General features: G+C 73.2%; 24 protein-coding genes and 1 pseudogene. 13 read left to right on the top strand and 12 right to left on the bottom strand.

Annotated elements, in window-relative coordinates; translation table 11 throughout:
- Positions 1–107: 107 nt before the first annotated feature.
- Together ACIGG8_RS04495 and ACIGG8_RS04490 are read left to right on the top strand one after the other, a co-directional pair.
- Positions 108–575, top strand: coding sequence for a MarR family winged helix-turn-helix transcriptional regulator (locus ACIGG8_RS04495; RefSeq protein WP_396545737.1), 468 nt, complete (start codon positions 108–110; stop codon positions 573–575).
- Between the two features lie 161 nt (positions 576–736).
- The gene (locus ACIGG8_RS04490; RefSeq protein WP_396545735.1) at positions 737–970 is read left to right on the top strand and encodes a hypothetical protein; all 234 of its coding nucleotides are present in this window, start codon (positions 737–739) and stop codon (positions 968–970) included.
- Positions 971–1,205: 235 nt separating this feature from the next.
- On the opposite strand, the gene ACIGG8_RS04485 is transcribed toward ACIGG8_RS04490, so the two are convergent.
- The 8 genes and pseudogenes from ACIGG8_RS04485 to ACIGG8_RS04450 form a co-directional block, all read right to left on the bottom strand.
- Positions 1,206–1,472 (bottom strand): dsRBD fold-containing protein, encoded by a 267-nt coding sequence (locus ACIGG8_RS04485; RefSeq protein ID WP_396545733.1) that lies wholly within the window; start codon positions 1,470–1,472, stop codon positions 1,206–1,208.
- Positions 1,473–1,534: 62 nt separating this feature from the next.
- On the bottom strand, positions 1,535–1,960 hold the full coding sequence (locus ACIGG8_RS04480; protein WP_396545731.1) for an Hsp20/alpha crystallin family protein: 426 nt from the start codon (positions 1,958–1,960) through the stop codon (positions 1,535–1,537).
- A 176-nt stretch (positions 1,961–2,136) separates the two neighbouring features.
- Positions 2,137–2,280: pseudogene (locus tag ACIGG8_RS04475) on the bottom strand (universal stress protein); the annotation flags it as partial.
- Positions 2,281–2,328: 48 nt separating this feature from the next.
- Positions 2,329–3,030, bottom strand: a complete 702-nt coding sequence (locus ACIGG8_RS04470; protein ID WP_396545729.1) for a helix-turn-helix domain-containing protein — start codon at positions 3,028–3,030, stop codon at positions 2,329–2,331.
- 14 nt (positions 3,031–3,044) lie between these two features.
- Entirely contained in the window at positions 3,045–3,929 is an 885-nt protein-coding gene (locus ACIGG8_RS04465) for a universal stress protein (RefSeq protein WP_396545727.1), read from the bottom strand.
- A 351-nt stretch (positions 3,930–4,280) separates the two neighbouring features.
- The gene (locus ACIGG8_RS04460) at positions 4,281–4,922 is read right to left on the bottom strand and encodes a hypothetical protein (RefSeq protein ID WP_396545725.1); all 642 of its coding nucleotides are present in this window, start codon (positions 4,920–4,922) and stop codon (positions 4,281–4,283) included.
- A 295-nt stretch (positions 4,923–5,217) separates the two neighbouring features.
- On the bottom strand, positions 5,218–5,919 hold the full coding sequence (locus ACIGG8_RS04455) for a CBS domain-containing protein (protein WP_396545723.1): 702 nt from the start codon (positions 5,917–5,919) through the stop codon (positions 5,218–5,220).
- 43 nt (positions 5,920–5,962) lie between these two features.
- Complete coding sequence (locus ACIGG8_RS04450) at positions 5,963–6,454, bottom strand: universal stress protein (protein WP_396545721.1); 492 nt, start codon at positions 6,452–6,454, stop codon at positions 5,963–5,965.
- A 246-nt stretch (positions 6,455–6,700) separates the two neighbouring features.
- On the opposite strand from ACIGG8_RS04450, the gene ACIGG8_RS04445 reads away from it, so the two are divergent.
- Positions 6,701–7,684, top strand: coding sequence for a CapA family protein (locus ACIGG8_RS04445; protein WP_396545719.1), 984 nt, complete (start codon positions 6,701–6,703; stop codon positions 7,682–7,684).
- Positions 7,685–7,729: 45 nt separating this feature from the next.
- On the opposite strand, the gene ACIGG8_RS04440 is transcribed toward ACIGG8_RS04445, so the two are convergent.
- Positions 7,730–9,016 (bottom strand): cation transporting ATPase C-terminal domain-containing protein, encoded by a 1,287-nt coding sequence (locus ACIGG8_RS04440; protein WP_396545717.1) that lies wholly within the window; start codon positions 9,014–9,016, stop codon positions 7,730–7,732.
- A 409-nt stretch (positions 9,017–9,425) separates the two neighbouring features.
- Here ACIGG8_RS04440 and ACIGG8_RS04435 point away from each other — a divergent pair, with 409 nt between their 5' ends.
- From ACIGG8_RS04435 to ACIGG8_RS04425, 3 genes are all read left to right on the top strand, one after another.
- Entirely contained in the window at positions 9,426–10,142 is a 717-nt protein-coding gene (locus ACIGG8_RS04435; protein ID WP_396545715.1) for an ABC transporter ATP-binding protein, read from the top strand.
- A 3-nt stretch (positions 10,143–10,145) separates the two neighbouring features.
- Entirely contained in the window at positions 10,146–13,082 is a 2,937-nt protein-coding gene (locus tag ACIGG8_RS04430; RefSeq protein ID WP_396545713.1) for an FtsX-like permease family protein, read from the top strand.
- Between the two features lie 444 nt (positions 13,083–13,526).
- A complete protein-coding gene (locus tag ACIGG8_RS04425; protein WP_396545711.1) occupies positions 13,527–14,390 on the top strand; it encodes a universal stress protein in 864 nt (287 codons plus the stop codon).
- Positions 14,391–14,637: 247 nt separating this feature from the next.
- On the opposite strand, the gene ACIGG8_RS04420 is transcribed toward ACIGG8_RS04425, so the two are convergent.
- On the bottom strand, positions 14,638–16,077 hold the full coding sequence (locus ACIGG8_RS04420; RefSeq protein ID WP_396545709.1) for an MBL fold metallo-hydrolase RNA specificity domain-containing protein: 1,440 nt from the start codon (positions 16,075–16,077) through the stop codon (positions 14,638–14,640).
- A 160-nt stretch (positions 16,078–16,237) separates the two neighbouring features.
- Here ACIGG8_RS04420 and ACIGG8_RS04415 point away from each other — a divergent pair, with 160 nt between their 5' ends.
- The 6 genes from ACIGG8_RS04415 (at position 16,238) to ACIGG8_RS04390 (ending at position 20,528) form a co-directional block, all read left to right on the top strand.
- On the top strand, positions 16,238–16,933 hold the full coding sequence (locus tag ACIGG8_RS04415) for a CBS domain-containing protein (RefSeq protein ID WP_396545707.1): 696 nt from the start codon (positions 16,238–16,240) through the stop codon (positions 16,931–16,933).
- A 9-nt stretch (positions 16,934–16,942) separates the two neighbouring features.
- The gene (locus ACIGG8_RS04410; RefSeq protein ID WP_396545705.1) at positions 16,943–17,545 is read left to right on the top strand and encodes a CBS domain-containing protein; all 603 of its coding nucleotides are present in this window, start codon (positions 16,943–16,945) and stop codon (positions 17,543–17,545) included.
- A gap of 2 nt (positions 17,546–17,547) precedes the next feature.
- Complete coding sequence (locus tag ACIGG8_RS04405) at positions 17,548–18,342, top strand: universal stress protein (protein WP_396545703.1); 795 nt, start codon at positions 17,548–17,550, stop codon at positions 18,340–18,342.
- A gap of 86 nt (positions 18,343–18,428) precedes the next feature.
- Complete coding sequence (locus ACIGG8_RS04400) at positions 18,429–19,106, top strand: response regulator (protein WP_396545701.1); 678 nt, start codon at positions 18,429–18,431, stop codon at positions 19,104–19,106.
- A 102-nt stretch (positions 19,107–19,208) separates the two neighbouring features.
- Positions 19,209–19,502 (top strand): SHOCT domain-containing protein, encoded by a 294-nt coding sequence (locus ACIGG8_RS04395; RefSeq protein ID WP_396545699.1) that lies wholly within the window; start codon positions 19,209–19,211, stop codon positions 19,500–19,502.
- Between the two features lie 45 nt (positions 19,503–19,547).
- Entirely contained in the window at positions 19,548–20,528 is a 981-nt protein-coding gene (locus tag ACIGG8_RS04390; protein WP_396545697.1) for an Acg family FMN-binding oxidoreductase, read from the top strand.
- A 73-nt stretch (positions 20,529–20,601) separates the two neighbouring features.
- Here ACIGG8_RS04390 and ACIGG8_RS04385 read toward each other — a convergent pair whose 3' ends face one another.
- A complete protein-coding gene (locus ACIGG8_RS04385; RefSeq protein WP_396545695.1) occupies positions 20,602–22,332 on the bottom strand; it encodes a GAF domain-containing protein in 1,731 nt (576 codons plus the stop codon).
- A 363-nt stretch (positions 22,333–22,695) separates the two neighbouring features.
- Between ACIGG8_RS04385 and ACIGG8_RS04380 the strand changes: the two genes are divergently transcribed.
- Entirely contained in the window at positions 22,696–23,073 is a 378-nt protein-coding gene (locus ACIGG8_RS04380; RefSeq protein ID WP_396545693.1) for an STAS domain-containing protein, read from the top strand.
- Between the two features lie 224 nt (positions 23,074–23,297).
- Here ACIGG8_RS04380 and ACIGG8_RS04375 read toward each other — a convergent pair whose 3' ends face one another.
- Positions 23,298–23,834 carry an ester cyclase gene (locus ACIGG8_RS04375; RefSeq protein WP_396545691.1) on the bottom strand — a complete coding sequence of 179 codons (537 nt, stop codon included), beginning with the start codon at positions 23,832–23,834 and terminating at the stop codon, positions 23,298–23,300.
- Positions 23,835–23,859: the final 25 nt, after the last annotated feature.

The raw sequence follows: 23,859 nt of genomic DNA, 5'->3' as shown, positions 1-23,859 counted from the left end.
CGGTTGGGTGCGGGGGCGTCCCGCTGCGGATCGAGCGAAGATGCGTGCCTGAAGCACGCTTATGACTGTAGCGGAAAAGCGTGCTCAGCGCACGCTAATCTGGTGGGGTGAAGCACTCGCCCTCGCACTCGACCGGACACGACATCGCCGACGCCCTCGGGCTGCTCCTGCGGCGCAGCACCCGCGCCCGCCTCCACACCCACCTGACCGAGGGGCTGGGGGAGGCGATCGACGACCTCACCTACCCCGTCCTCAGCGGTCTGGCCCGCACCGGCGCGTGCAGCGCCGCCGACCTCGGCCGCGAGATCGGACTCGACCGCACCACCGTCACCCGCCGCGCCGACCGCCTGGAACAGGCCGGCCTGCTCCGGCGCCGGCCCGACCCGGCCGACGGCCGCGTCACCCTGCTCGACCTCACCGACGACGGCCGCGCCGTCATCGAGGCGACGAGGCAGCGGCTCGCCGCCGGCATCGAGGACGCCCTCGCCGGCTGGCCGCAGGACGACGCCCGGACCTTCGCCCGCCTGCTGCGCCGCTTCGTCGACGAGGGGCCCTTCGCCGGGGACCACGACTGACCGGCCGTTCCGGTTCCCCCGGTCTTCCGCCCGCGCCGCATGGGATCACCGGCATCCGGCGGCCCGAGGTGCCCGCAGCCGTCCGCCGTCCGCCGTTCGCCGCTGGCCGTCCGTCCGCCCGCCGGTCGTCCGCCGTCGGCGTCACCGAGAAAGGACTCGCTGTGACCTACGCCGTGGATTTCGAAACCGTGTGGACCGTCGGCCTGGAGTCGTCGCCCGTCGCGGCCGCGCTCGCCGGTCTGCGGGCCAACGAGGCCCGCTACTTCAAGAACAAGTACGCCGGCCGATCCGGTGCGTGCATCGTACGGACCGGTGAGAGGCGGGCGAGATCGGGGCTGGCGGCAATGTCATGCGAGCACCATCCGTGTGGGCGACGATCGAATATCGCGCTCTGACCTATGAGGATGTCCCATCGCATGCCGCGCCGTGCGCTGTTCGGCCGGTCGCCGGGGGGAGCATTGCCGGCAGCCTGCACGGGCCCGGCCCACTCGACTCTGGAACGGCTTTCTTCGCCACGCCGAATCGCCGGGCCCGTCGCAATGCGCAGACCTGAGGTTTCGCTCTCGGGGGACAGCCGGAAGCGACCTCCTGGGTCGCGGGAACGATCACCCTGCTGTTTGGATGTCGCCGCTACTGCTCGTTGGCAGCTGCGTCCGTCATGCCGGCGTGGAGCAGTTGGCGCGCGAGTTCGGCAAGGGCGCGACCAGCGGCGTACTCGTCGCCGATCTCCGGGACGGGTGGGTCGTGGGGGTTGCGCCGGGCGGTGGTGCGGGCTTCCAGGGTGTTGTCCCCGGTGTCGAGGACGGCGTGGACCTTGGTGGTGTCGTCCTCCTCGAAGAGGTCGAGGCGGAGGGTCCACTGCTTGGTGCGCATTCGTGCCGGGGTCTTGGTGGTCATGTCCGGGCCTCCGGATCGGGTGGGCCTGGGGCAGCGGGCCCCGGGCTTGCGGGTGACGGAGATCAGCTTCGGGAGATCTCGATCGTGCGGGCGGGCTTCTTGGCCTCGCCGATGGGTGCGCGGACGGTCAGGACACCCTGGTCGTAGGTGGCGGTGACATCCGCCTCGCGGACGCCGGCGGGGAGCCGAACGCTGCGGGTGAAGGAGCCGTAGCGGAACTCGGAGCGCTGCTTGTCCTTCTTCTCCTCCGTGCGTTCGGCCCGGACGGTCAGCACACTGTCGTCGATGCTGATGGTGATGTCCTTGTCCGGGTCGATGCCGGGGAGTTCTGCCTTGAGCTGGTAGACGCCGTCGGTCTCGGACGCCTCGATGCGGATCATGTGCTCGTCGTTCGGCATCCGGAGGTCGAGGGGGAAGTCCTCGAACAGGTCCGGCAGGGAGGGCCACCGGTAGCCGAAGGGGAATCTCCTGAGCAGTTCGCCGGCCATGACGGCCTCCAAGGGGCGGGGACGTGCTGATTCCAGCGTCGCGCGGTGGCCGCGGTGGGCGGGAGGGCGGTCGGACCTCAGTGGCCGGGCCGACCGGCCCTGCGTGGCGCGGTCAGGCAGTGGTGCCCCACGGGGCAGGGCGCTGACGACCGCCCGATGGTCGATCGCCTGACCGCTCAGGGCTCCGCCCGGGGCCCGGGTTCGGCGCTTCGCACGACGACCACCGGGCAGCGTGCGTGGTGGACGCAGTGCTGACTGACCGAGCCGAGGAGGGCTTCGGTGAACCCGCCGTATCCACGGTTGCCCACGACGAGCAGCTGCGCACCGGGCGAAGCCTCCGTCGGCCACGGGCACGTGCGGTTCCGCGGTCATCGGGTGCGCCCCTCCCCGATGACCGGCGGCCCGTTCGGGCGGATGATCCGGCCGGAGATCCCGGTGGGCCGGATGCGCATCCAGGTGTCCCGGGCGCCGCCCGCCCAGGGGTGGGGGTCGGCGTGCCGCCGGAGCCGGCGCACGGCGTCTTCGTCGGAGACCGTCGAGGCGGTGCCGTTGACCAGGACGCTCCATCCGGTGGCGAACAGCTCGTCCAACTGGTCGACCTCGAAGGCGACTTCGCCGTCGGCGGCCCGGGCGAGGGTACCCTCCGATCCGGTGCGGTAGAGGATGGTGGAGTCCAGCACCCGGTAGTTGACGGGCAACGCCACCAGGCCGTGCGGTGCCGTGAGGATCACCCGGCCGATGCCGCCGGGGGTGAGCTTGGCCCAGCACCCTGCCGGGTCCAACGTCTCCAGCACAACGCGGGCGTTGGCGCGGGCCCGGCCGGACAGGACGCCGCGCCCGCCACCGAGCAGGTCGGTGACCGTGGTGTCGAGCGCGTCCGCAAGCCGGGTGAGCGTGCCCACGCCGACCACGACGGGGTGTGTCTCCAGGTGCTCCAGGAACCCCGGATCCAGGCTGGCGCGCTCCGCCACCAGTTCGCGGGTGAGCCCGAGTTGGGTACGGCGCCGGGCGGCTCGTCGGCCGAGGTCGCCGGGGTCCGCCGTGTCGGTGCGTTCGTTCGTGGTCTTCATGACGACCTCCGGGGTCAGGCCGTGGCGCGGTCCGGCACGATCACCAGCGGCACGGTGCAGCGGTGCACCAGGGCGCGGCCGGTGGAGCCGAACAACAGGCCGCGGAAGCCGCCGAGGCCCCGGCTGCCGATCACCAAGCAGTGGGAGCGGGTCGCGACGGCGGCCAGCACGGGGGCGGGGGATCCGGTGAGCACCTCGTGCCGCACCCGGATGTCCGGGTACTTCTCGTGCCATCCGGCCAGCGCCTCGGACGGGTTCACCAGGGATTCCTCGATCAGATCGGGCAGGCCCGCCTCGACCGGGCGCCGGACCTCCACCGCCAGCACGTCGGTCCCGGCCAGCGAGGCTTCCTCGAAGGCCAGGCCGACCGCCCCGTGGGAGGCCCGGGAGCCGTCCACCCCGACCACGACCGGCCCGGGACCGGAGATGCCTCCGGCGGGACCGGAGACGCCCTCGGCGGGTTCGGGGACGAGCGTGAGAGGGCAGTTCAGGTGGCCGGCCAGCGAGGCTCCCCGGGAGCCGATCGGCAGCGCGGAGCGTACGTCGCTCAACCGGCGGACACCGAGAACGAGTTGCGAGGCCTCGTCGGCCGCCTCACGCAGGACCCGCACGGGCCGGCCCTCGGCCAGCTCGGACGTGATTCCCAGCCCGGGGTGCCGCTGGTCGGCCAGCAGCCGTGCGGCGCCCAGCACGGCCTCCCCGGCGGCCCGCAGGCCGGTCTCCCAGGGGTGGCCCGCTTCACCGGCGGTTCGTCCGGTCGGCCACTCCTGCGCGTGCAGCAGCCGCAACGGCAGGTGGCGCCCCGCCGCCTCGTCCGACGCCCAGCGCACGGCCCACCGGCTCGCCTCGGAGCGATCGACTCCCACGATCACGGGGCGGCGCGTCTCGAAGCCGTCCATCACAGACTCCTTCGTGGCCCCGGCCGGTCCCGTCACCGGCCCTGTGCGGAGCCTCGGTCACCCTCATCGTCGGCCGCCGCCGACCGATCGGGGCAGGGCCGGTCGGGCCAGGGCCGCGAGCCGTAGGGCCCCGACGGCCCGAGCGGTTCCCGGCCGTCTTCCGCGGCGGGGTGATCATGGTCGGCGACTGCGGCCGGGTCCCTGCTGCCCGGCGCCGTCCCAGGGAGGCGGACGCGGGCCCGCCCGGCCTGCGCGGGGTGAGTGGACGCGAGGACCCTCGAAATCAGGTCGTCCGGCGTACCGGGCGACCTGACGGTTCTCCTGTGGTCCGGTGAGCTCGGCCGTCACTGCTCAGGAAGGCGCGAAGGGGTCCAGGTAGGCGTGGAGGTTGGAGCGGAAGCGCAGCCACCTCGATCCGTCCGTGGAAACCGGTGGACGCATCGGGACGTCCACCTCCACGTCCACGGTTCGGACCTGTAGCTGCTGCTCCAGCTCGTGCTCCAGCCGAGCGGGCCGGGGGTGCAGCATCTGGCGCTTGGACCTGACCGCCTGGAATTCCTCGACGAGCGACTGGAGGTGGTCGTCGGAGGGGCTTCGTCCTGTCTCCACCGCATGGCGCGCGTCCATCAGACGTCCGTACAGCCGCCCGTAGTCGGCATTGAGTCGGGCCGCGTCGACCGCACCCCGGGAGTAGTTCCGGGCCCGTGGGTAGGCTGCGGCCAATGCCGTCAGCAGGGACACGACCGCGACGAGCACCACGGCCCAGGTCGCCCTGTTCGACGAGATCAGTGTCCAGGCGGCGCCGCTCGTCACGGCGCTCAGGGCGACCGCCGAGACCTGGAAGAAATCGGCCTTGGCCTGGAGCTTCGCGCTGTAGTTCCCGAGGTGCTCCGCCCAGTACTCCGCGTCGTGGAGGCAGATGTCCAATCGCTCCTCACACACGGGAATCCCGATCTGCGGTGCTACGTAGACGATTTGCGCAGACACGTTCATCAGCCCATCTCGTTCGGGGTCCCTCTGCTTTCACCACCCAGCCTTCCGTGGACGCAGAGGTGGCAGGAGGGCCGAACGGTCCTCGGCCGTGCGGCAACGGTCGCGCTGTGAGGTGCCCTGCTTGCGGAGCGACGCTGGAGGTGTTGCGAACGTCGAGCGTGCCCGTTCGGCCGGTAGGGAGTGGGGGCCGGCTCATGGCGGGCGTGGCGACCGCATCGCGGAGGTGTTCCGGATGAACGCGAACGGGATTCTGGACCGGGTCGCGGATCCCCGGGAGGCGCCGGACTTCCCCGCCTCAGTGAGGGGGAGCCGGGTGCGGGCCGGTGCCTCGCTGCTCGGCGTCGGTGTGCGTGTCGTCGACCTCGAAGGCGAGCGACTGGCGGACGGCGACCACCCCGTCCAGCGAACGGCACATGCCCTCGATGACGGGGATGAGACTCTTGCGTGCCACCCTGCCCGTCAACGTCACGACGCCGTCGTCGACGGTGACCTCCACCGCCTCGGCCGGCACCCACAGGGTGCTGAGGAGGACGTCGTCGGCGATCTCCTCGCGGATCGAGTCGTCGTCCCGGAGGAAGGGCTGGAGGAGATCGCTGCGGCTGACGATCCCGGTCAGCCTCCCGTCCCGGTCGATCACGGGTAGCCGTTTGAGCTTCTTGCGGTGCATCACCCGGGCGGCTTCCGCGAGGGTCCACTCAGCGTGTGCGGTGACGACGGGACTGGTCATCATCCCTTCGGCGGTCTCCGCCTCGGCGCGATAGCGCTCGTGCGGATGGATCCAACGGGACACCGGGCGGCCCTCGCCCAGCAGAGCCGCTTCCCTGCGGATCAGGTCGGCTTCGGAGACGATCCCGACCGGGTGGCGACGGTCGTCGACGACCGGTACGGCGGTGATGTCGTTGCGGTGGAGGAGGCCGACGATCTCCTTGAACGTGGTCCCGGGACGGGCGGTGACGACCTCACGCGTCATGACGTCCCCGACGGTTCGGTACTGCACTGCCTGCTCTCCTTCCGGCGCTCTGCCGGTTCGCGGGCGCCGTTCACCCGGTTGCGGGCCCGGTGCTGTGCGGCACCACCACGACGGGCAGGTGGGCGTGGTGGACGATCTCGGTGCTGGTCGAACCGAGTGAGAGCCGGCCCCAGAGGCCGGCGCCGCGGGATCCCACCACCAGCAGGGCGGCGTCCTGGCTCGCGTCCAGCAGGACCTGGGCGGGTCGGCCGCGGTCACAACGCACCTCGATCTCCACGTACGGCTCGCCGACCTGCTGCCGCAGTTCCTCGACCGCGTCCGTCACGTCACGGGCGACGGCGTTCTCCAGGTTCGGTGACGGTTCACCGCTCGCTGCCCAGCCCGTCATGGCACGCGTCCCGGGCTCGGCGTGTTTGCCGCCGAAGGCACAGACGACCCGCACACCGACCCCGCGCAGCTGCGCCTCGCGAAGTGCGAAGAGCACGGCCCTGCGGGCGGGCTCGGAGCCGTCCGTGCCGACGACGATCGGTCCGGCGGGGCCTGGTGCGGCAGTGGTGTTCACGGAGACCTCCAGGGCGTGCGACCCCGAGTACGACCTGACGGCGGACTGCCCGGCCCGGCCCCGCAGGTTCGGGGAGGCCCGGTGCGGGTCGGTTCGCTGACCTTCATGATCCTCCGGGAAGCGCGCCGCGGCACGTCCGTCCGCGTCCCGAGTGCCCGGGCGGCGGTTGCTCCGCAACGGGGACGGGCCGAGTCTGGAGGAGCGGGGTACGGGCCGCGGGCGCACGAACGGAGGTGGCCCCGGAGGATGACGCTCACGGTGGCTCTGGCCGGCGACACGATGCTCGGGCGTGCCGTCGCCGAGGAGATCCGGCGTTCGCCGACGCCTGGGACGCTGCTCTCCACCGAGGTGCGGGAGGCACTGGCGGCCGTCGATCTGGTCGTGCTCAATCTGGAGTGCTGCGTCTCGGACCGCGGCGAGCGGTGGCCGGACGCGGACAAGCCGTTCTTCTTCCGAGCCCCGCCCCCGGCTGCCGCCGTCCTCGGGGAGCTGGGGGTGGACTGCGTGACGCTGGCCAACAACCACGCGCTGGACTACGGCGCCGACGCGCTCGCCGACACCGGCACCCTGCTGGAACGCGCCGGTGTCCGGGCGGTCGGCGCCGGGCGGGACGGGGCGGCAGCGCGGGAGTTCGCCGTGCTGGAGGCCCGTGGAGTACGGCTGGCGGTGGTCGGGGTCACCGACCACCCGGCGGACTACGCGGCCGGGGTGCGCCGCCCCGGGGTGGCGTGGGCCGACCTGTGGACGGGAGTGCCCGACTGGCTGACCGCGCTGGTCGCCCGGGCCGCCCGGGCGGCCGACGCGGTGCTCGTCACCCCGCACTGGGGCCCCAACATGACCTCACGGCCGCCACCGCACGTACGCGAGGCGGCCCCGCGGCTGCTGGCGGCCGGGGCGACCCTGGTCGCCGGACACTCCGCCCACGTGTTCCACGGCGTCGCCGACCGCGTCCTGTACGACATGGGCGGCTTCGTCGACGACTACGCGGTCGACCCGGTGCTGCGCAACGATCTCGGGTTGCTCTTCCTGGTGACGCTGGACGGCCCTGACCGCGCGCACCTGGCGCCGGTCCGACTGGAAGCCCTGCCGCTGGCCCTCGAATTCTGCCGCACCCGCCCCGCCCGGGGAGCCGAGTGGGAGTGGATCCGCCGACGGTTCACCACCGCCTGCGCCGAGTTCGGCACCGAGGTGGGGGAGCGGGACGGCCGGCTGACGGTCGACTGGACCTGAGGACCGGGAACAGGTCCGCAGGTTACCGAGGCCGCTCCCGATCGGTCACGGCGCCCGGTGTCCGTGCTGCGCGGAGATCCGGTGGGCGTGCGCGACGATCTCGGCGGCCGCGTGCTCCCCGACGCCCAGGGCGTGGGTGAGCCGGTGGGCGCTCCAGCCGTGCCGGGCGAGCAGGACGGGGAACGGGTGGTGCGGGGTCTCCTCGGCCGCGGCCGAGGAGACCCGCGCGGGCGGGACAGCAGGCGTCGGCGCGGCCGCGCGGCGCCTGACGACCGCGCGGCGCAGTTCGTCCGCGCCCCAGACCAGGAACGGGAACGGTGCCACGGTGACCAACTGGGCGGGGGACAGGGACGTCGTGCCGAACACCCTGTGCAGTGCGGGCAGGTAGACGACCGCAGCGGCGAACGCGAGCGAGAAGCCGATGCCTCCGAGCAGCTGCGGATTGCTGAACACACCGATGGCGCGCAGCGGCGCCCGGTCGGTCCGGGCGGCGAAGGCGGTGCCGATCTGGCAGGCGACGATGCCGAGCCAGGCGACGGTCGTGGCCTGTTGGTACGGCAGGTGGAGGGCGGTGCCCGGACCGGTCGGATCTCCGGGGTGCCAGCCCTCGACGCCGAGGGTGAGGAAGAAGCCGCCCATGACCAGCGCGGCGGAGATCAGGCCGAGGAAGCCCCAGGCCCGGGCGAGCATGGCCGGCCGGATCACCTTCTCGGAGCGGGGCCGGGGCGGCCGGTCCATGAGGCCCGGTTCGCCGCGCTCGCGGCCCTCGACGGCCGCGATGATCGTGGCGAAGTTGTCGTCGGTGAGCACCATCGTGGCGGCTTCCCGGGCGTCCGCCGGGACCCGGTCGCCCTCCTCCACCAGCAGGACGTCGCCGGGCACGAGCTCGGTCGCCTCCACCGTCCGGCGGCGGCCGCCCCGGACCACCGCCGCCTCCTCGGGCAGGAAGCCCGCCAGCGCCTCCACCGCGCGTTCGGCCTGCCGCTCCTGCCCGAAGGCGAGCAGGGCGTTCAGCACGATCACCGCCACGATCGCGCCCGCCAGGTTGAGAGCCCCGCTGACGGCCGCCAGTACCGCTGCGAACGCCAGCAGCAGCGCCAGGGGGTGGGTGAACTGGCGGGCCAGCTCGCGCGGCCAGCGGCGGCCCTCCCGGCGTTCGAGCGTGTTGGGCCCGTAGACGGTCTGCCGCCGGGCCGCCTCGCGTTCGGTGATCCCGTTCGTGGACGTCCTCAGGTCCCGGAAGAGCAGGCCGAGGGGCTCGCGCGGGTCGGGGACCTCACCGTCGGCAACCGGTGGCGCCGACTGCAGGGCCGCCCGGGCGTCGGCGGTCACGGTCGGCTCCGGTCGTCCGTCGGGCCGGGCCCGGAGGCGTCGGTTCCGAGGACCGGTGCCAGGTGTTCACCGGCGGTCGTCATCACATCCTCCACCGGGGTCGTGCGGACTGCCCCGGACACCACCGTAGGGACGGGACCCGGGCCGGAAGCAGGGCCGATCGGCCCCCTCGGCCGGGGCCGGTCCGCACGCCGCGAGCCCCCGGCCGGACCGCCGGACGGTGTCCCACGGCCCCTGCCCGACCGATGCCGTCGCGACGAGAGTGGGCAGCGAGCCCGTTCTCCGAGGAGGTGGCCGAGATGATCCGCGTCAAGGTCCTCACCCGGCCCGCCCGCCCGCAGCAGCCCCCGCCGCCGGACCTGCGCACCCCGTCCGGCCGCCCGTTGCCGTATTGACACCTGGAAACGCCGTGAACGCCCACCGGCCGCTGCTGACCGCGACCGACGTCCGCAAGGTCTACCGGACCGGAACCGTCGAGGTGACGGCCCTGCGCGATCTCGACCTCACCGTCGAGCACGGGGAGTTGGTCGGCGTGATGGGTCCGTCCGGCTCCGGGAAGACGACCCTGCTCAACTGCCTCTCCGGCCTGGACGACATCGACGCCGGCCGGGTCGAGGTGGACGGCCGGGACCTGTTCGCGATGTCCGACGCCGAACGCACCGAACACCGGGCCCGCGCCATGGGCTTCGTCTTCCAGGCCTTCAACCTCATTCCCGTCTTCACCGCCGCCGAGAACGTCGAACTCCCCCTGCTGCTCACCGGAACCCCGCCGCACGAGGCACGCGCCCGTGCGATCGGCATGCTGGAACGGGTCGGCCTCACGGACCGCGTGACGCACCGCCCGAGCGAGCTGTCCGGCGGGGAGCAGCAGCGGGTGACCATCGCCCGGGCGCTGGTCGCCCGCCCGGCCGTGGTCTGGGCCGACGAACCCACCGGGAACCTGGACAGCACGATGGCCGCCCAGGTGATGGACCTGCTGACGGCGCTGAACCGCGACGAGGGGCAGACCATCGTGCTGGTCACCCACGACGAGGCGATCGGCCGCCGGCTCCCGCGGCTGGTCCGGATGCGCGACGGCCGGCTGGTCTCCGACCACCGGCAGTCCGCCCTGCAGAACGCGGGCTGAGCGATGTACCCGAACCTCCTGGTCCCGGTGGTCGGGTCGGTGCTCGCAGCCCTGCTCGTCCTGCTCGTGGTCGCCGTACGGCAGCCGGTGGCCCGGCGGCTCGCGCTGCGCCAGGTCGCCCGCCGTCGCACCGAGGCGGCCCTGGTCGTCACCGGTTCCGTGCTGGGCACGGCCATCATCGTGGCGTCCCTCGTCGTCGGCGACACGCTGAACTTCTCGGTCCGGCAGCAGGCCTACCAGACGCTCGGCCCGGTCGACGAACGGGTCGTCACCACCGACGCCGCCACCGGACGGGCCGTGGCGGACCGGCTGCGGCCGCTCGCGGGCGACCCGGCGGTCGACGGAGTCCTCACCGCCCAGGTCGCCCAGGCGTCCGCCGTGAACCGCAGCGTCCCCCGGCCCGTGGCCGAACCCCGGGTGCTCGCGTGGCAGACGGACCTCGACGCGGCCGGCCGCTTCGGCGCGGCAGGAGGGGACCCCGGGCTGCACGGCCCGGCACCGAACCCCGGCCAGGTGGTGCTCAACGAACCGCTCGCCCGGTCGCTCCGGACGGGCAGCGGGCAGATGATCACCCTCTACCTCTACGGACAGCCGGTCGACTACCGGGTGGAACGGGTGGTACCGCAGCAGGGCCTGGCCGGAGCCGGCCTGGGCGGCCGCGTGAACCGCGACGTCTTCCTGCCGCCGGGTGCCCTGGACGCCGCGAGCGCCGCCGCGGGCACGCAGCCCCTGTCGGTGACGATGGTCTCCAACCGGGGCGGTGTGGAGGGCGGGGAGAAACTCACCGACCCCGTCACCGCGAAGATCCGCACCGCCCTCGGCCCCGACGCGAGCCGGGCCCTGGTCGACGCCCCCAAGCACACCGTGCTCCAGGAGGCGAAGCGGACCGGCGACGTCCTCGGGGCACTGTTCCTCATGATCGGCAGCTTCAGCATCATCGCGGGCGCGCTGCTCCTGGTGAACATCTTCGTGATGCTCGCCGAGGAACGGAAGCCGCAGCTGGGCATGTTGCGGGCGGTCGGCCTCAAACGCTCCCGCCTGGTCGGCTCCTTCACCCTGGAGGGCGCGGTGTACGCCCTCGCCGCCACGGTGCCCGGGGTGGCGATCGGCGTCGGCGTGGGCTGGGGAGTCGCCCTGGTCGCCGCCCGGATCTTCCGCGGCTGGTCGGCGGACGGCGGCGGGCTCTCCATCGTCTTCGCCGTCACGCCCACGAGCCTGCTGAACGGGGCCGCGATAGGACTGGTGATCGCTCTCACCGCGATAGCCGCCACCAGCACCCGGATCAGCCGCTTCAACGTCATCGCGGCCATCCGTGAACAGCCCGCCGAGACCGGGCGCGGGCCCCGCCGCCGACTCCTGGTGGTCTCCACCGCGCTGGCCGCGCTGTGCGCCGTGGCCGCCGTTCCGGCGATCGCCCGCAGCCAGGCGGAGCAGACCTACCTGCTGCCGGCCCTGGCCGTCGCCCTCGCCGTCCCCGCCGCCCGGCGAGCATGGCCGCGCCGCGCCGTCGTCAGCGCCGCCGCAGGCCTCGTCCTGGTCTGGTCCCTGACGGCCAGCGTGGTGCGTCCGCGCGTGTTCGACACCCCGTCGATGGCCGTGTACGTGATCCTCGGCAGCCTCGCCGCCTTCTCCGCGGTGATCCTCGTCAGTGAGAACCAGCAGGTCCTGTTCCGGCCGCTGCGCCGGATCATGGCACGCCCCACCCAGCAGGGCCTCGCCCTGCGGCTGGCCGCCGCCTATCCGCTCTCCAAGCGCTTCCGCACCGGCTCCACCCTGGTGATGTACACCCTCATCGCACTGGTCCTGGTGCTGCTCACCGAGATCTCCGGCCTGGTCAACGCCAGCGTCGGCCAGGCGACCCGGGACGCGACCGCCGGCTACACCCTGCGGCTCGACTACAACCCGCAGGCGGTCGGCGGCGACCCGCTCACCGCGCTGCGGCCCGGGCAGCCGGCCTCCCGGGTGACTGCCGTGACCCCGCTCCTCACCGCACGCGGGCAGGCGACCGACCCCGGTCACCGCACGACACGCCCGTTGGACACGGCGGTCGTCGGCGTCCCGGACGGTGCGATCAGGAACATCGCCTTCCGGGACCGCCTGCCCGGCCTCGCCGACGATCCGGCCGTCTGGCAGGCGCTCGCCACCGACCCCCAGTACGTCGTCGTGGACGGCTTCTTCGGCTCCACCGGAGGCCCTCAGGGCAAGTTCTTCGCTCCCGGCGACACCCTCACCCTCACCGATCCGGGAAGCGGGCGTTCCGAACAGAAGGTGATAGCCGGCGTGCTGAAGAGCGGTCTCGCGTTCTACCCGGCCGACGGGAACAGCGCCACCAGCTACCCGCTGATCTCCGGTGATCAGGGCGTGGCCCGGCAGTTCGGCGCCGATGCGAGGACGGCCGCCGCCCTGGTCCGCACGGCCCCCGGGGTCTCCCCGGACGACCTGGCCGGGCAACTCCAGGGCGAGCACCTCTCGGCCGGCCTGGTGGCCAGCCCGATCGCCTCCGACGTGCACCGCCTGTTCGCCGCCGACACCGCCTTCTTCCAGCTGATGCAGGGCTTCCTCGCCCTCGGCCTGCTGATCGGGATCACCGGTCTCGGCGTCGTCATGGTCCGGGCGGTCCGCGAACGCCGCCGTACCATCGGCGTGCTGCGCGCGCTGGGTTGTCAGGCCCGGACAGTCGAGCACTCCTTCCTCTGGGAGGGCGGCTTCGTGGCACTGGAGGGAGTCCTGCTCGGCAGTGTCCTGGGCGTGCTCACCACCTGGCTGATGTACCAGAAGAGCTCCGCCTTCACCGGGCTCGAAGGCGGCTTCCCGATCGAGTGGGGCCCCGTCCTCGGCCTGGCCGGTGCCACCCTGCTGGCGTCCCTGCTGGCCGCACTCGGCCCGGCCCGGCACGCTGCCCGGATCCGGCCGGCCCTGGCGGTCCGCCTGTCGGACTGAACGGGCACGCTGCGGGTCCCCCCTCCCGCACCGCCGGGTGCCGGGTGCCGGGTGCACGGCGAACTCCTCGCCAGGACGGGCCGGCGCCACGCCAGGACCTCGGCCCGGTGAGGTGGGATCGACACGCGGTAGGTCCATCACCGAAGTTGGACCTCCGTCCGCTCCGTTCTGCCCCGCTGTGGGGGCCGGCCGGCCCCCACAGGCCGAGACGGACCGGCACCGAATCGGCGGGGCGTGCCGCGTCGTGTGCGGAGCCGAGCACATCGGTCGGACGGCTGCCACACGGCCGGTGCGCCGGGGTCGGACGGCCCTATGGGGCGCCGCGAGGCGGGCGGACCCTGATTGTGGGGGGCGGCTCGCGAGGTGCAGTGGCCTCGGCAGGCCCGGCCGAGTCCGACCGTGAGCCGGAAGGAAGCCGAAACAGCCGGACTTGGAGGCCCAGTCATGACCGAACCAGTCATCGTCGGAGTGGACGGCTCCGGGCGGAGCCTACGCGCCCTGGCGTGGGCCACCCACGAGGCGGCCCTGCGCGGGGCCGCCCTGCGCGTCGTCCACGTGCTGCCGACGTGGGAGCACGACATCCCGTTCCATCCGCCCGGCACGTGGCTCAACGTCCGGGACCGCGCCGCCGACATCGTCGCCGAGGCCGCGACTATCGCGAAGGAGAGCCAGCCCGGTGTCGACGTGTCGCCCGAGCTCATCGTCGGACACCCGGCGGCCGTCTTCGTCGAACAGTCGGAGCGGACAAGTGCAGTCGTGCTCGGCGCCCGCGGCGAGGGCGGGGTGAGCAACACCCTGATGGGCTCGGTGAGCCTGCAGGTCGCCGGGCACGCTGCGGCACCGGTCGTCGTGGTCGGCTACGTCAGCGGTGGGAACGACCGCGTCCTCGTCGGCACCGACGGCTCCCCGGTCTCCGCGGCGGCGCTCGCCTATGCCTTCGAGGAGGCCTCCCTGCGCCGTGCGCAGCTGCACGTCCTGCGGGCGTGGGGTCTGCCGACGCCGGCCGACGACCGCACGGTGCCGGATCCCGAGCAGATCGCGGAGGAGTACCGACACGAGGTGGAGCGGGACTTGGGCGAACTGCAGGCCCGTTACCCGGATGTCGACGTCCAGGTGGAACTCGTGCGGTCGAGGCCGAGCGTCGCGCTGATCCGTGCCTCGGGACGCGCAGACCTCGCTGTGGTGGGCTCGCGGGGCAAGGGCGGCTTCCACGGACTCGCCATCGGGTCCGTCAGCCACGCCCTCCTGCAGGACGCGGCGTGCCCGGTCGCCGTGGTCCGGCCCACCCGCTCAGCGGGCGCGGTCTGAATGGCACCACCGTTCGGAGCCGGGCCGGATCCGCGGGGAGTCGGCCCGGCCCGGTGGCGGCCGGCAGCAGTTCGGTACGGGTGCCGTACCCGGTCCGCCACCCGTGCCACGGCCGCGTCGGAGCCCGGCCGGGCGGAGGCGCTCGCACCGAACGGGCAGGTGCTCGCGGCCTCGACGCCAACCCCGGCGGCGGTCTGGCGGTGCCACGGCGCGTCGGCGACCGCGCCGGCCGGAAGCGGGTGCGGCGTCAGCGGATCAGTACCCGCTCGCCCGATCGGGGCACCACGGCCGTCCAGCCGAGTTCGCGGTCGATCCGGTCGCGCAGCGCCTGCGAGCCTTCGGGTTCGCCGTGGACGAGGTAGACGGCGCTGGGCGGCGGGGCGTTGCGGAGCCAGTCGATGATCTCCGTGGCGTCGGCGTGTGCGGAGAAGGCGGGAACGTTGACGACCTCGGCACGCACCGGGACGTAGGTGCCGTACATCTTCAGCGTGCGGGCGCCGTCGATCAGGTCGCGGGCGCGGGTGCCCTCGGCGGCGTAGCCGACCAGGATCACGGTGTTGCGGGCGTCGGGCAGCAGGCGGGCGAGGTGGTGGACGACGCGGCCGCCGGTGGCCATGCCGGAGGCGGAGACGATGACGGCGGGGCCGTGGGCGTGGTCCAGGGCGAGCGACTCCTGGAGCGAGTGGATCAGGGTGAACGGTTCCGGGTCCAGCGCGGTGGGGCCTTCGGCGAGGACGTCGGGGCGCAGCTGGTCGGAGCCCGCTGCGAAGGCCTCCCGGTAGATCTGCAGGGTCGCCAGCGCCATGGGACTGTCCACGTACACGGGCACGTCGGCGGGCAGTCGGCCGGCCCGCCGCAGTTCGCCGAGCCGGTGCAGCACGACCTCGGTGCGGTCGACGGCGAAGGACGGGATGACGACGGTGCCGCCGCGGGCGAGAGTCCGTTCCAGTGCGCGGGCGAACCACTCGCGGGCGGCCGTCTCCTCGTGGTGCCGGTGACCGTAGGTGGACTCCATCAGGAGCACGTCGGCGCCGGTGAAGGGTTCGGGCGGGCGCAGCAGGGGGTGGACGGGACGGCCGAGGTCGCCGCTGGCGGCGATGGTGTGGCCGTCTTCGAGTACCAGGTGGGCCCAGGCGGAGCCGAGGATGTGTCCGGCGCGGTGCAACCGCAGGACGATGCCGGCGGTGATCTCGACGTCGGTGTCCAGCGGGACGGGGTCGAACATCCGCAGCGCGTTCTCGACGTCCTCGTCGTCGTAGAGCGGTTGTGCCGGGCGGTGCTTGGACCAGCCGTGTTCGTTCGCGTGATCCGCCTCCTCGCGCAGCAGGTGGGCACTGTCACGAAGGATGAGTTCGGCGATCCGGGCGGTGTCCGGTGTGGTGAGCACCGGGCCGCGGAAGCCGTCGCGGACGAGCCGGGGCAGGTAGCCGCAGTGGTCCAGGTGGGCGTGGGTGAGGACGACTGCCCGCACGTCCGCGGGGTCGAGCGGAAGCGGGCGGCGGTTGCGGCGGCGCAGCTCGGCCAGGCCCTGGAAGAGGCCGCAGTCGATCATCAACCGGGCGTGGTCGGTCTCGATCAAGAACTTGCTGCCGGTGACGGTGCTCACGCCGCCGAGGAAGGTCAGTAGTCCGGGCCTCGGAGGCGGACGGGATTCGCCGGTGTCGGTCGTCGTGGTGTCCGTCGTCATGGCCGCCTCCCATGGAGTGTGAGGTCATTCCCATCGTCCCGCCGCCCGGCTGCGCCGTCCTGGGCCGGAACGGCCCGTCGGCAGGGACCGTCCGGCCCTGTCCGCCGGCCTCAGGGGGGCGGACAGTGAAGGCGGGGCCACCCGAGGAGGAGTGAGGACGATGCAGCACCGCAGCGTCAATGACGTGATGACCCACGAGGTCGTCACCGCCCGGCCCGACACACCGGTCAAGGAGGTCGCGGCGCTGTTCCACCGCAACGACATCACCGCGATCCCCGTCGTCGACGACCAGGGACGACCGCTGGGCATGGTCTCCGAAGCCGACCTGGTCCGCAAGGAGGCCGTCCTGCCGGACCCGGAGGGACGCTACCCCGGCCGCTGGCTGGACGCGAAGGACCGTGCCCGCGCCGAGGCCGAGACGGCCGGCGGGCTGATGACCAGCCCCGCCGTCACCGCCCGCCCCGGCTGGTCCGTGCCCGAAGCCGCGCGGGCCATGGACAAGCACCGGGTCAAGCGGCTGCCCGTGGTCGACGAGGTCGGCCGACTGGTCGGCATCGTCAGCCGCCGGGACCTGCTGCAGGTCTTCCTGCGGCACGACGCGGCCATTCGTGACGAGATCAACCACGACGTGCTCGGCCAGACCCTCTGGGTGGCGCCCGGCGACATCCGGGTCGCGGTGCAGGACGGCGTGGTCACCCTGGAGGGGCGGCTGCCGCGCCGCAGCCTGATCGCCGTCGCCGAACGGCTCTGCCGCGCCGTGGATGGCGTGGTGGCCGTCCACGCCACCCTGGACTGGACGGAGGACGACACCGAGCAGCCCCTGGAACACCCCCGCGCCTACCGCGCGGCGTCGTAGGAGGCCACGATGACCCTCACACCGAGCACCGTCGCCGACGTCATGACCCACGCTGTGGTCGCGGTAGGCCGTGACGCCGACTTCCGCGAGATCGCCGACACCCTGCAGCGCTGGCGGGTCAGCGCAGTCCCCGTGCTGACCGGGGACGGCCGGGTCATCGGAGTGGTCTCCGAGGCCGACCTGCTCACCGCCCGGGACCGTGACGGCGAGCGCGCCGAGGCTCTGACGGCCGGGCGGATGATGTCCGTCCCGGCGGTCACCGTGCACCCCGGCAGCCCGCTGAACGAGGCCGCCCGCGCGATGGCCCGCGGCCACCTGAAACGGCTCCCGGTCGTGGACGAGGAGGACTACCTGGTCGGCATCGTCAGCCGCGGCGATCTGCTGAAGGTGTACCTCGGTGACGACCGCGAACTCGCCGACCGGGTCCGCTTCGAACTCGTAGCCACTCTCGGCCCCGGCGCGGCAGTGGACACCGACGTCCGCTCCGAGAGAGGCCGGATCACGCTGACCGGAGGCCTTCCCGACACCGTCTCCGCCGGAATCCTGGAACGCCTGGTGAGTTCCGTGCCCGGCGTCGTCGGCGTCGAACTGCGACTCGCCACACCGGCCTGATCGTGGCCGTGCTCGCCGCGGTCGACGGTTCACCGGAGAGCCTCGCCGCCGCCCGCTGGGCCGCCGACGAGGCTCTCCGGCGTGGCACGCGGCTGCGGTTGGCGTACGCCTGGCCCCGGCCGCAGCACACGGCGCCGGGGCTTCCCGGTGTGAGCGAGGTGCGTGGCCGGGCACTCGGCATGCTCGCCGAGGCCGCCGAGTGGGTGCGGGCGAACCACCCCCAGCTGGGGGTCGACACCGAGTTGCTGCACGATCACGCGCCCGCCGGGCTCACGGCCGCCGCGGAATCGGCCGACCTGGTGGCACTCGGTTCGGCCGCGTGCCACGGCCCGCTCGGTTCGGTGGGGCTCACTGTCGCTGCCCACGCGCCCTGCCCCGTCGTCCTGGTCCGGGCGACCCCGGGTACGACCGGGTCTCGGGAGGTGGTCGTGGGGGTCGACGCCCACGACCCGGCCGGGGCTGTCCTCGCCTTCGCCCGAAAGGCTGCCATGATGGCGGGCGCCCCGCTCCGGGTCGTCCACGCGTGGACTCCGCCCGCGACTTGGAAGGCCCGCTCGGCCACCGACCGGGCTCTGCTCGCGGAGGCGGAGGAGGGCGCCCTGGTCGAGCTGCTGGTGCGCGACCCGGAGCCGATCGCCGTTCCGGACGTCAGGCGCGCCCGGCCCGCTGACGCACTGACGGACGCCGCCCGATCCGCCGGCCTGCTCGTTCTCGGCCGCACCGGGAACCACTTGGGACCGGTCACCCGGGCGGTGGTCCACCGCGCCGGGTGCCCGGTCGCCGTCGTACCGCGCTGACGACCCGGGCGGCAGGAAGCTGCGCCGGGCGGTCCGAACGCGGAGAATCGACTGTGCCGATGTCCGCGCACTTCAGGGAGCAGGCCATGGACACGCCCCGGCCCGTACGGGTGTTCCTGCTGGACGACCACGAGGTGGTCCGGCGTGGGGTGCGTGACCTCCTGGAGGCCGAGCCGGACCTGGAGGTCGTCGGGGAGGCCGGCAACTGTGCGCAGGCCCTCGCCCGGGTGCCGGCACTGCGCCCGGACGTCGCCGTGCTGGACGTACGGCTCCCGGACGGTGACGGCGTGAGCGTCTGCCGGGAGCTCCGGGACGGGCTGCCCGGCCTCGCCTGCCTGATGCTGACCTCCTTCGACGACGACGACGCCCTGCTGGACGCGATCATGGCGGGAGCGGCCGGCTACGTGCTCAAGGAGATCAAGGGCGCGGACCTGGTCGGCGCGGTGCGTACGGTGGCTTCCGGCCAGTCGATGCTCGACCCGGCCACCACCCGCAAGCTGATGGAGAGCCTGCGCCACCACGAGGAGAGCGCGACGGATGCTGCGCTCGCCGGTCTGACGCCCCGCGAGCGGGAGATCCTCGCCCTGGTGGGGGAGGGCAGGACGAACCGGCAGATCGGCCAGGAGCTCTACCTCGCCGAGAAGACGGTGAAGAACCACGTCTCGCGCCTGCTCACCAAACTGGGCGTCGAGCGCCGCCTCCAGGCCGCCGTCCTCGCCGCCCACGCCCAGCCGCCCGAGCAGCACCATCCACGCCCGCACTGACCGGGTGGGCCCGGAGGTAGAGCCGAACGGCCCAAGCGGCTTGCCCCTGCCCGGCCGCACGGTGGAGGTGACGAACCTCCCGCCACGGCCGAGGAGACGGCGATGATGTACTGGAACGACGGTGGTATGAACGGTTGGGGAATCGGCCTGACGACCGTGACCATGCTGCTCTTCTGGGCGCTCGTGATCCTCGGTGTGATGGCCCTGGTCCGACACCTGGGGCGGACGACCCCGGGCAACCCGGTGGCACCGGTTCCGCAGACCGCGCCGTCACAGCAGCGGCAGACCCCGGAGCAACTGCTTGCCGAACGCCTCGCCCGCGGCGAGATCGACCCCGACGAGTACCGTACCCGTTTGGACGTCCTGCGCGGTGGCGATCCGTCCGCCCGCGGCTGACCCGGGCCGACGACCCACCCTGGACGACGCACCCTGGAGGCGGTCATGCCCACCCTCGCCCTCGACGCCCGCGCGCTGGAGAAGCTGGTCTCCGCCGCGGTGGCGGCACCCTCGATCCACAACAGCCAGCCCTGGCGCTTCCGGCTCCAGCCGGACACCTCGACGCTGGAGGTCCGGGCCGACCGCAGCCGGGCCGTCCCGGCCGTCGACCCGCAGGGCCGGGCGCTGCACATCTCCGTCGGCGCGGCCGTCCTCAACCTGAGGGTCGCCGCCCGCCACCTCGGCTGGGCGCCCGAGGTGAGGCTGCTCCCCGACCCCGCCGAACCGGACCTCCTGGCGGCCGTCGAACTCGATGCTTCGGCCCCCGTGCCCGCCCCGGGTACGGAGAAGCTGTACGAGGCGATCTGGCACCGGCACTCGATCCGCACCCCGTTCACCGGCGAGCCGGTTCCCCCGGCCGTCCTGGACGAACTGGCCACCGCCGCCCGGTGCGAGGACGCCCTGCTCCACCTGCCCGACCACGCGGAGACCGAACGGCTGCTGCACCTCACGGCCGAGGCCGAGCGCCGCAACACCGCCGACGAAGCCCAGCGCACCGAGAGCCGCAGCTGGATCCGCACCGGCGAGGTACCGCCGTACGGCATCCCGGCCACCGCGCTCGGCCCCCAGGACGCGGCCGGCCACCTGCCGATGCGCGACTTCTCCGCCATCCACGCCGCCGAACACCACTCTCCGTCACTGTTCGAACGCGAGCCGCGCATCGCCGTCCTCGCCACCGAGCACGACGCCCCGCGGGACTGGCTGCGGGCCGGCCTCGCCCTGGAACACGTCCTGCTCGCCGCCACCGTCCACGGCGTCCGCGCCTCCCTGCTGGACCAGGCCATGGAGTGGCCCTACCTGCGCCGGGAGGCCCGCGACCCGCACCGCGGCCCCGGCCACGTCCAGATCCTGATCCGCCTCGGCTACGGCCCCGAGGGCACGCCCACGCCTCGTCTGACGGCCGGTGACATATGGGACTCGACCTGACAGGTCAGGGACGGGGAGACAGGAATTCGCCCCGGCAGAACCAGCTGTCCCCGGCGACGGCGTCGAAGGACGCCTAATCGTCGGGCAGTGGTACCTGCCAGACCAGCTCGGTGCCGCCCTCGGGGCGGGCCCGGGCGGTGAAGGTACCGCCCAGGGCGGTGGCGCGGTCGGCGAGGTTGGCCAGGCCGCTGCGGCGGCCGCCCTCGGGCAGGCCCACGCCGTCGTCGGTCACGGTGAGGGTCAGGTCCGTCCCGGCGGTGACCGAGGCCTCGACGGCGCCGGCGTTCGCGTGACGCGCCACGTTGGACAGCGCCTCCTCCAGGACAGCCACCGCAGCGTCCGCGATCTCGGCGGGGACGGCGACGTCGAGCAGGCCGGTCATCCGCAGGGCCGGGGTGAATCCCAGGGAGCGGGCCGCATGGTCGATCACGTCGACGAGCCGACTGCGCAGGCTCGCTGCCGCCGGGCCCCTCTCGCGGACCCGTAGGCCGAAGATGGTGGTGCGGATGGTCTTCGCGGTCTCGTCCAGGTCGTCGATCGCCCGCAGCACCCGGTCGGCCGCCTCGGGGTGGTCGATGAAGCGGGTCGCGCCCTGCAGGGTCATCCCGGTGGCGAAGAGCCGCTGGATGGCCAGGTCGTGCAGGTCGCGCGCGATCCGGTCGCGCTCCTGCAGCAGCGCGACCTGCTCGGAGTCCCGGCGGCGCTCGGCGAGCTCCATCGCCACCGCCGCCTGGCCGGCGAAGCCCAGCAGGGGCCCGGACTCTCCCTCGTCGAACAGTGGTGCGCCGGCCGCCCGGGCGAGCAGCAGCACGCCCCGGATGCCGCGTTCGGCGGTCCCGACGGGGACGGCGACGGCGGGGCCCAGGCCCTGCCATCGCGGGGGACCGGCGGTGATCCTCGGGTCGTGCCGGACGTCGGGGCTCACCACGAGCCCGCCGATGCGGAAGGCCGCGCCGACGAAGGATCCCTCGACCGGCAGCACCAGGTCGCGGTGCTCCTGCGCGCCGAGCCCGACGGCGATCCGCACCTCCAGCTCGCCGGTGTCCGGCAGTGGTACGGCGACGACGGCGAGGTCCGCGCCGGCGATCTCGGCCGCCCGGGCGAGCAGCAGGTGCAGTACCTCCTGCTCCGCGCTGCCCGAGAGCAGGCTGCTGGTGATCTCGGCACTGGCCTCCAGCCAGTGCTGCCGCTGCCGGGCCCGGGCGTACAGCCGGGCGTTGTCGATGGCCACGCCGGCGGCGACGGCGAGGGTGGCGAGCACCGACTCGTCCTCGGCGTCGAAGTCGCCGCCGCCGCGCTTCTCGGTGAGGTAGAGGTTGCCGAACACCGTGTCGCGGATGCGGATCGGCACGCCCAGGAAGGTCCGCATGGGTGGGTGGTCGGCCGGGAAGCCGTAGGAGGCGGGGTGGTCGGAGAGCCGGGAGAGCCGCAGCGGTTCGGGGTGGCGGATCAGCTCGCCGAGGATGCCGTGCCCGGACGGCAGGGCACCGATGATCTTGACCTGTTCGTCGGTGACCCCGACCGGGATGAACTGCGAGAGGTGCTGGTCCTCGCCGATCACCCCGAGGGCGCCGTACTCGGCGTCCACCAGGGTGACGGCCGCCTCCACGATGTGCTGCAGCACCTGGGTCAGCTCCAGGTCGCGCCCGACCGCCAGCACGGCCTCCAGCAGGCTGTGGACGCGGTCGCGGGTGCCGCGGGCGGCGTCCAGGCGGGCCTGGAGTTCGTCCAGAAGCTCGTCCAGCCGCAACTTGGGCACGGGGGCGCCCGGCTCCGTTGCGCTGGTCTGCGAAGCGCTGTCCAAGGGAACCTCCACGGCTCGCCCCTCCATGCCCACGGACCAGCGTAGGCGCGCCCGCCGCAGATCGTCGGGCGCGGGGGTCTCGTGGCAGCCGTCGCGAATCGCCGAGAAGGTGCCGGCGCCGCTTTCGGCCCGGTCGGCTTCCGTCTCCTCGGCTGCGCCACCTGCAGCACCCCGTGGACCGAGGCGTTCACCTCCTCGGACCGACGGCGGCGGTGGCGGCACGTCACCGCGGGCCCCGGTTGAGTCGTACGGCCCATTGCCGCGGTCTGTCCGGCCCATGACCCGCCGGGGGGCCGGGCCTACGGTGAATACGGGGGCTTCCGGTCCGGTTCCCCCCTTCGAACGACATCTCGGGTGGTCGTCATGCAAGCCGACCTACTCCACACCAGGACCGGGCTGTGCGACGGCACCGCCGTGGTGTCGCTGGAAGGCGAACTCGACGTCACCACCGCGCAGCCGGTCATCCACGCCGTGGCCTGGGCCCTGCGGGAGCGCCCGGAGCAGTTGGACCTGGACGTCACGAAGCTCGACTTCTGCGATGCCGCCGGACTCCGAGCCCTTCTCTGGGCCCGCAGGATGGCGAACGTCCAGCATGTCGAGTTCCGCCTCGCGGGGGCCGGGCCGCAGCTTCGGCATCTTCTCGTTCTTCTCCGGGCCACCAGCCTCCTCATGCCCTCGCCGCCGCTCACGGCGCCTCACGCGTCGGCCGGGGGCGCAGTGCGGGAGCCACCGCGCCGGTAGGCCGGTCCCGTCCGGGCAGGGCGTTCGCGCCCACCGGTGCTCGTCGGTGTCCTGCCTGACGCACTTCCACCACCTGTCCCTTCCCGCAGGAAAGCACCGACGGAACGATCCGTGGAGATGATCGGACATGACAATCGCATCCGAGACGGATGTGACGCAGCGACGGCGAGGTGGTCCCCGCCACCTCGCCGACCGGCACCGTCGGTCCGAGACGGACACCGACCTCAGCGGTGGCCGTCGCGACCGCTCGCCTGCCGACGCTCCTGCCACCACGCCGCGACTCCGGTCTTCGCGTTGAAGGCGGTGGTCACGGCGCGCTCGGCCATCGAGCCCCGGTGCGGCAGCAGCCCGAGCTGGCGGGCCCACTGGGCGCCGTCGAAGGCTATCCGGTCGTGTCGGATCCGACCGTCTTCGATCTCCATGAAGTCGATGCCCTGGATGTCGAACTCGCGTCCGTTCGGCCTGAACCCCTGGAACGGCGCGCCGTCGAACGTGCCGCGGATCCGCCACTCCACGGCCGCGTGCCGTCCGTCCCCCATGACCGCCTCCGCGGAGAACGACAGGTCCGGCAATGCCCCTCGGAGTTCCTCGAAGAACCCGCGGACCGCGCCACGCCCGCGTTGCTCCCCGAAGGGAAGGACCTCGAAGACGGCGTCGTCGTGGACCAGCTCGCTGTACCGGTCCAGATCGCCTGCTCCGAGGGCGTCCGCTGCGCTGCGGGCGACATCCACGGGTGCGAGCGGTGACGTGGGCGCGCTCATGGGGCCCTCCTGGCAAAGATCGAGG

It is taken from the genome of Kitasatospora sp. NPDC085464 (assembly GCF_044541955.1).
In the GTDB taxonomy this organism is placed as follows: Bacteria; Actinomycetota; Actinomycetes; order Streptomycetales; family Streptomycetaceae; genus Kitasatospora.
The sequence above is the reverse complement of the archived record's forward strand: the minus strand, read 5'-3'. Positions and strand labels throughout refer to the sequence as shown.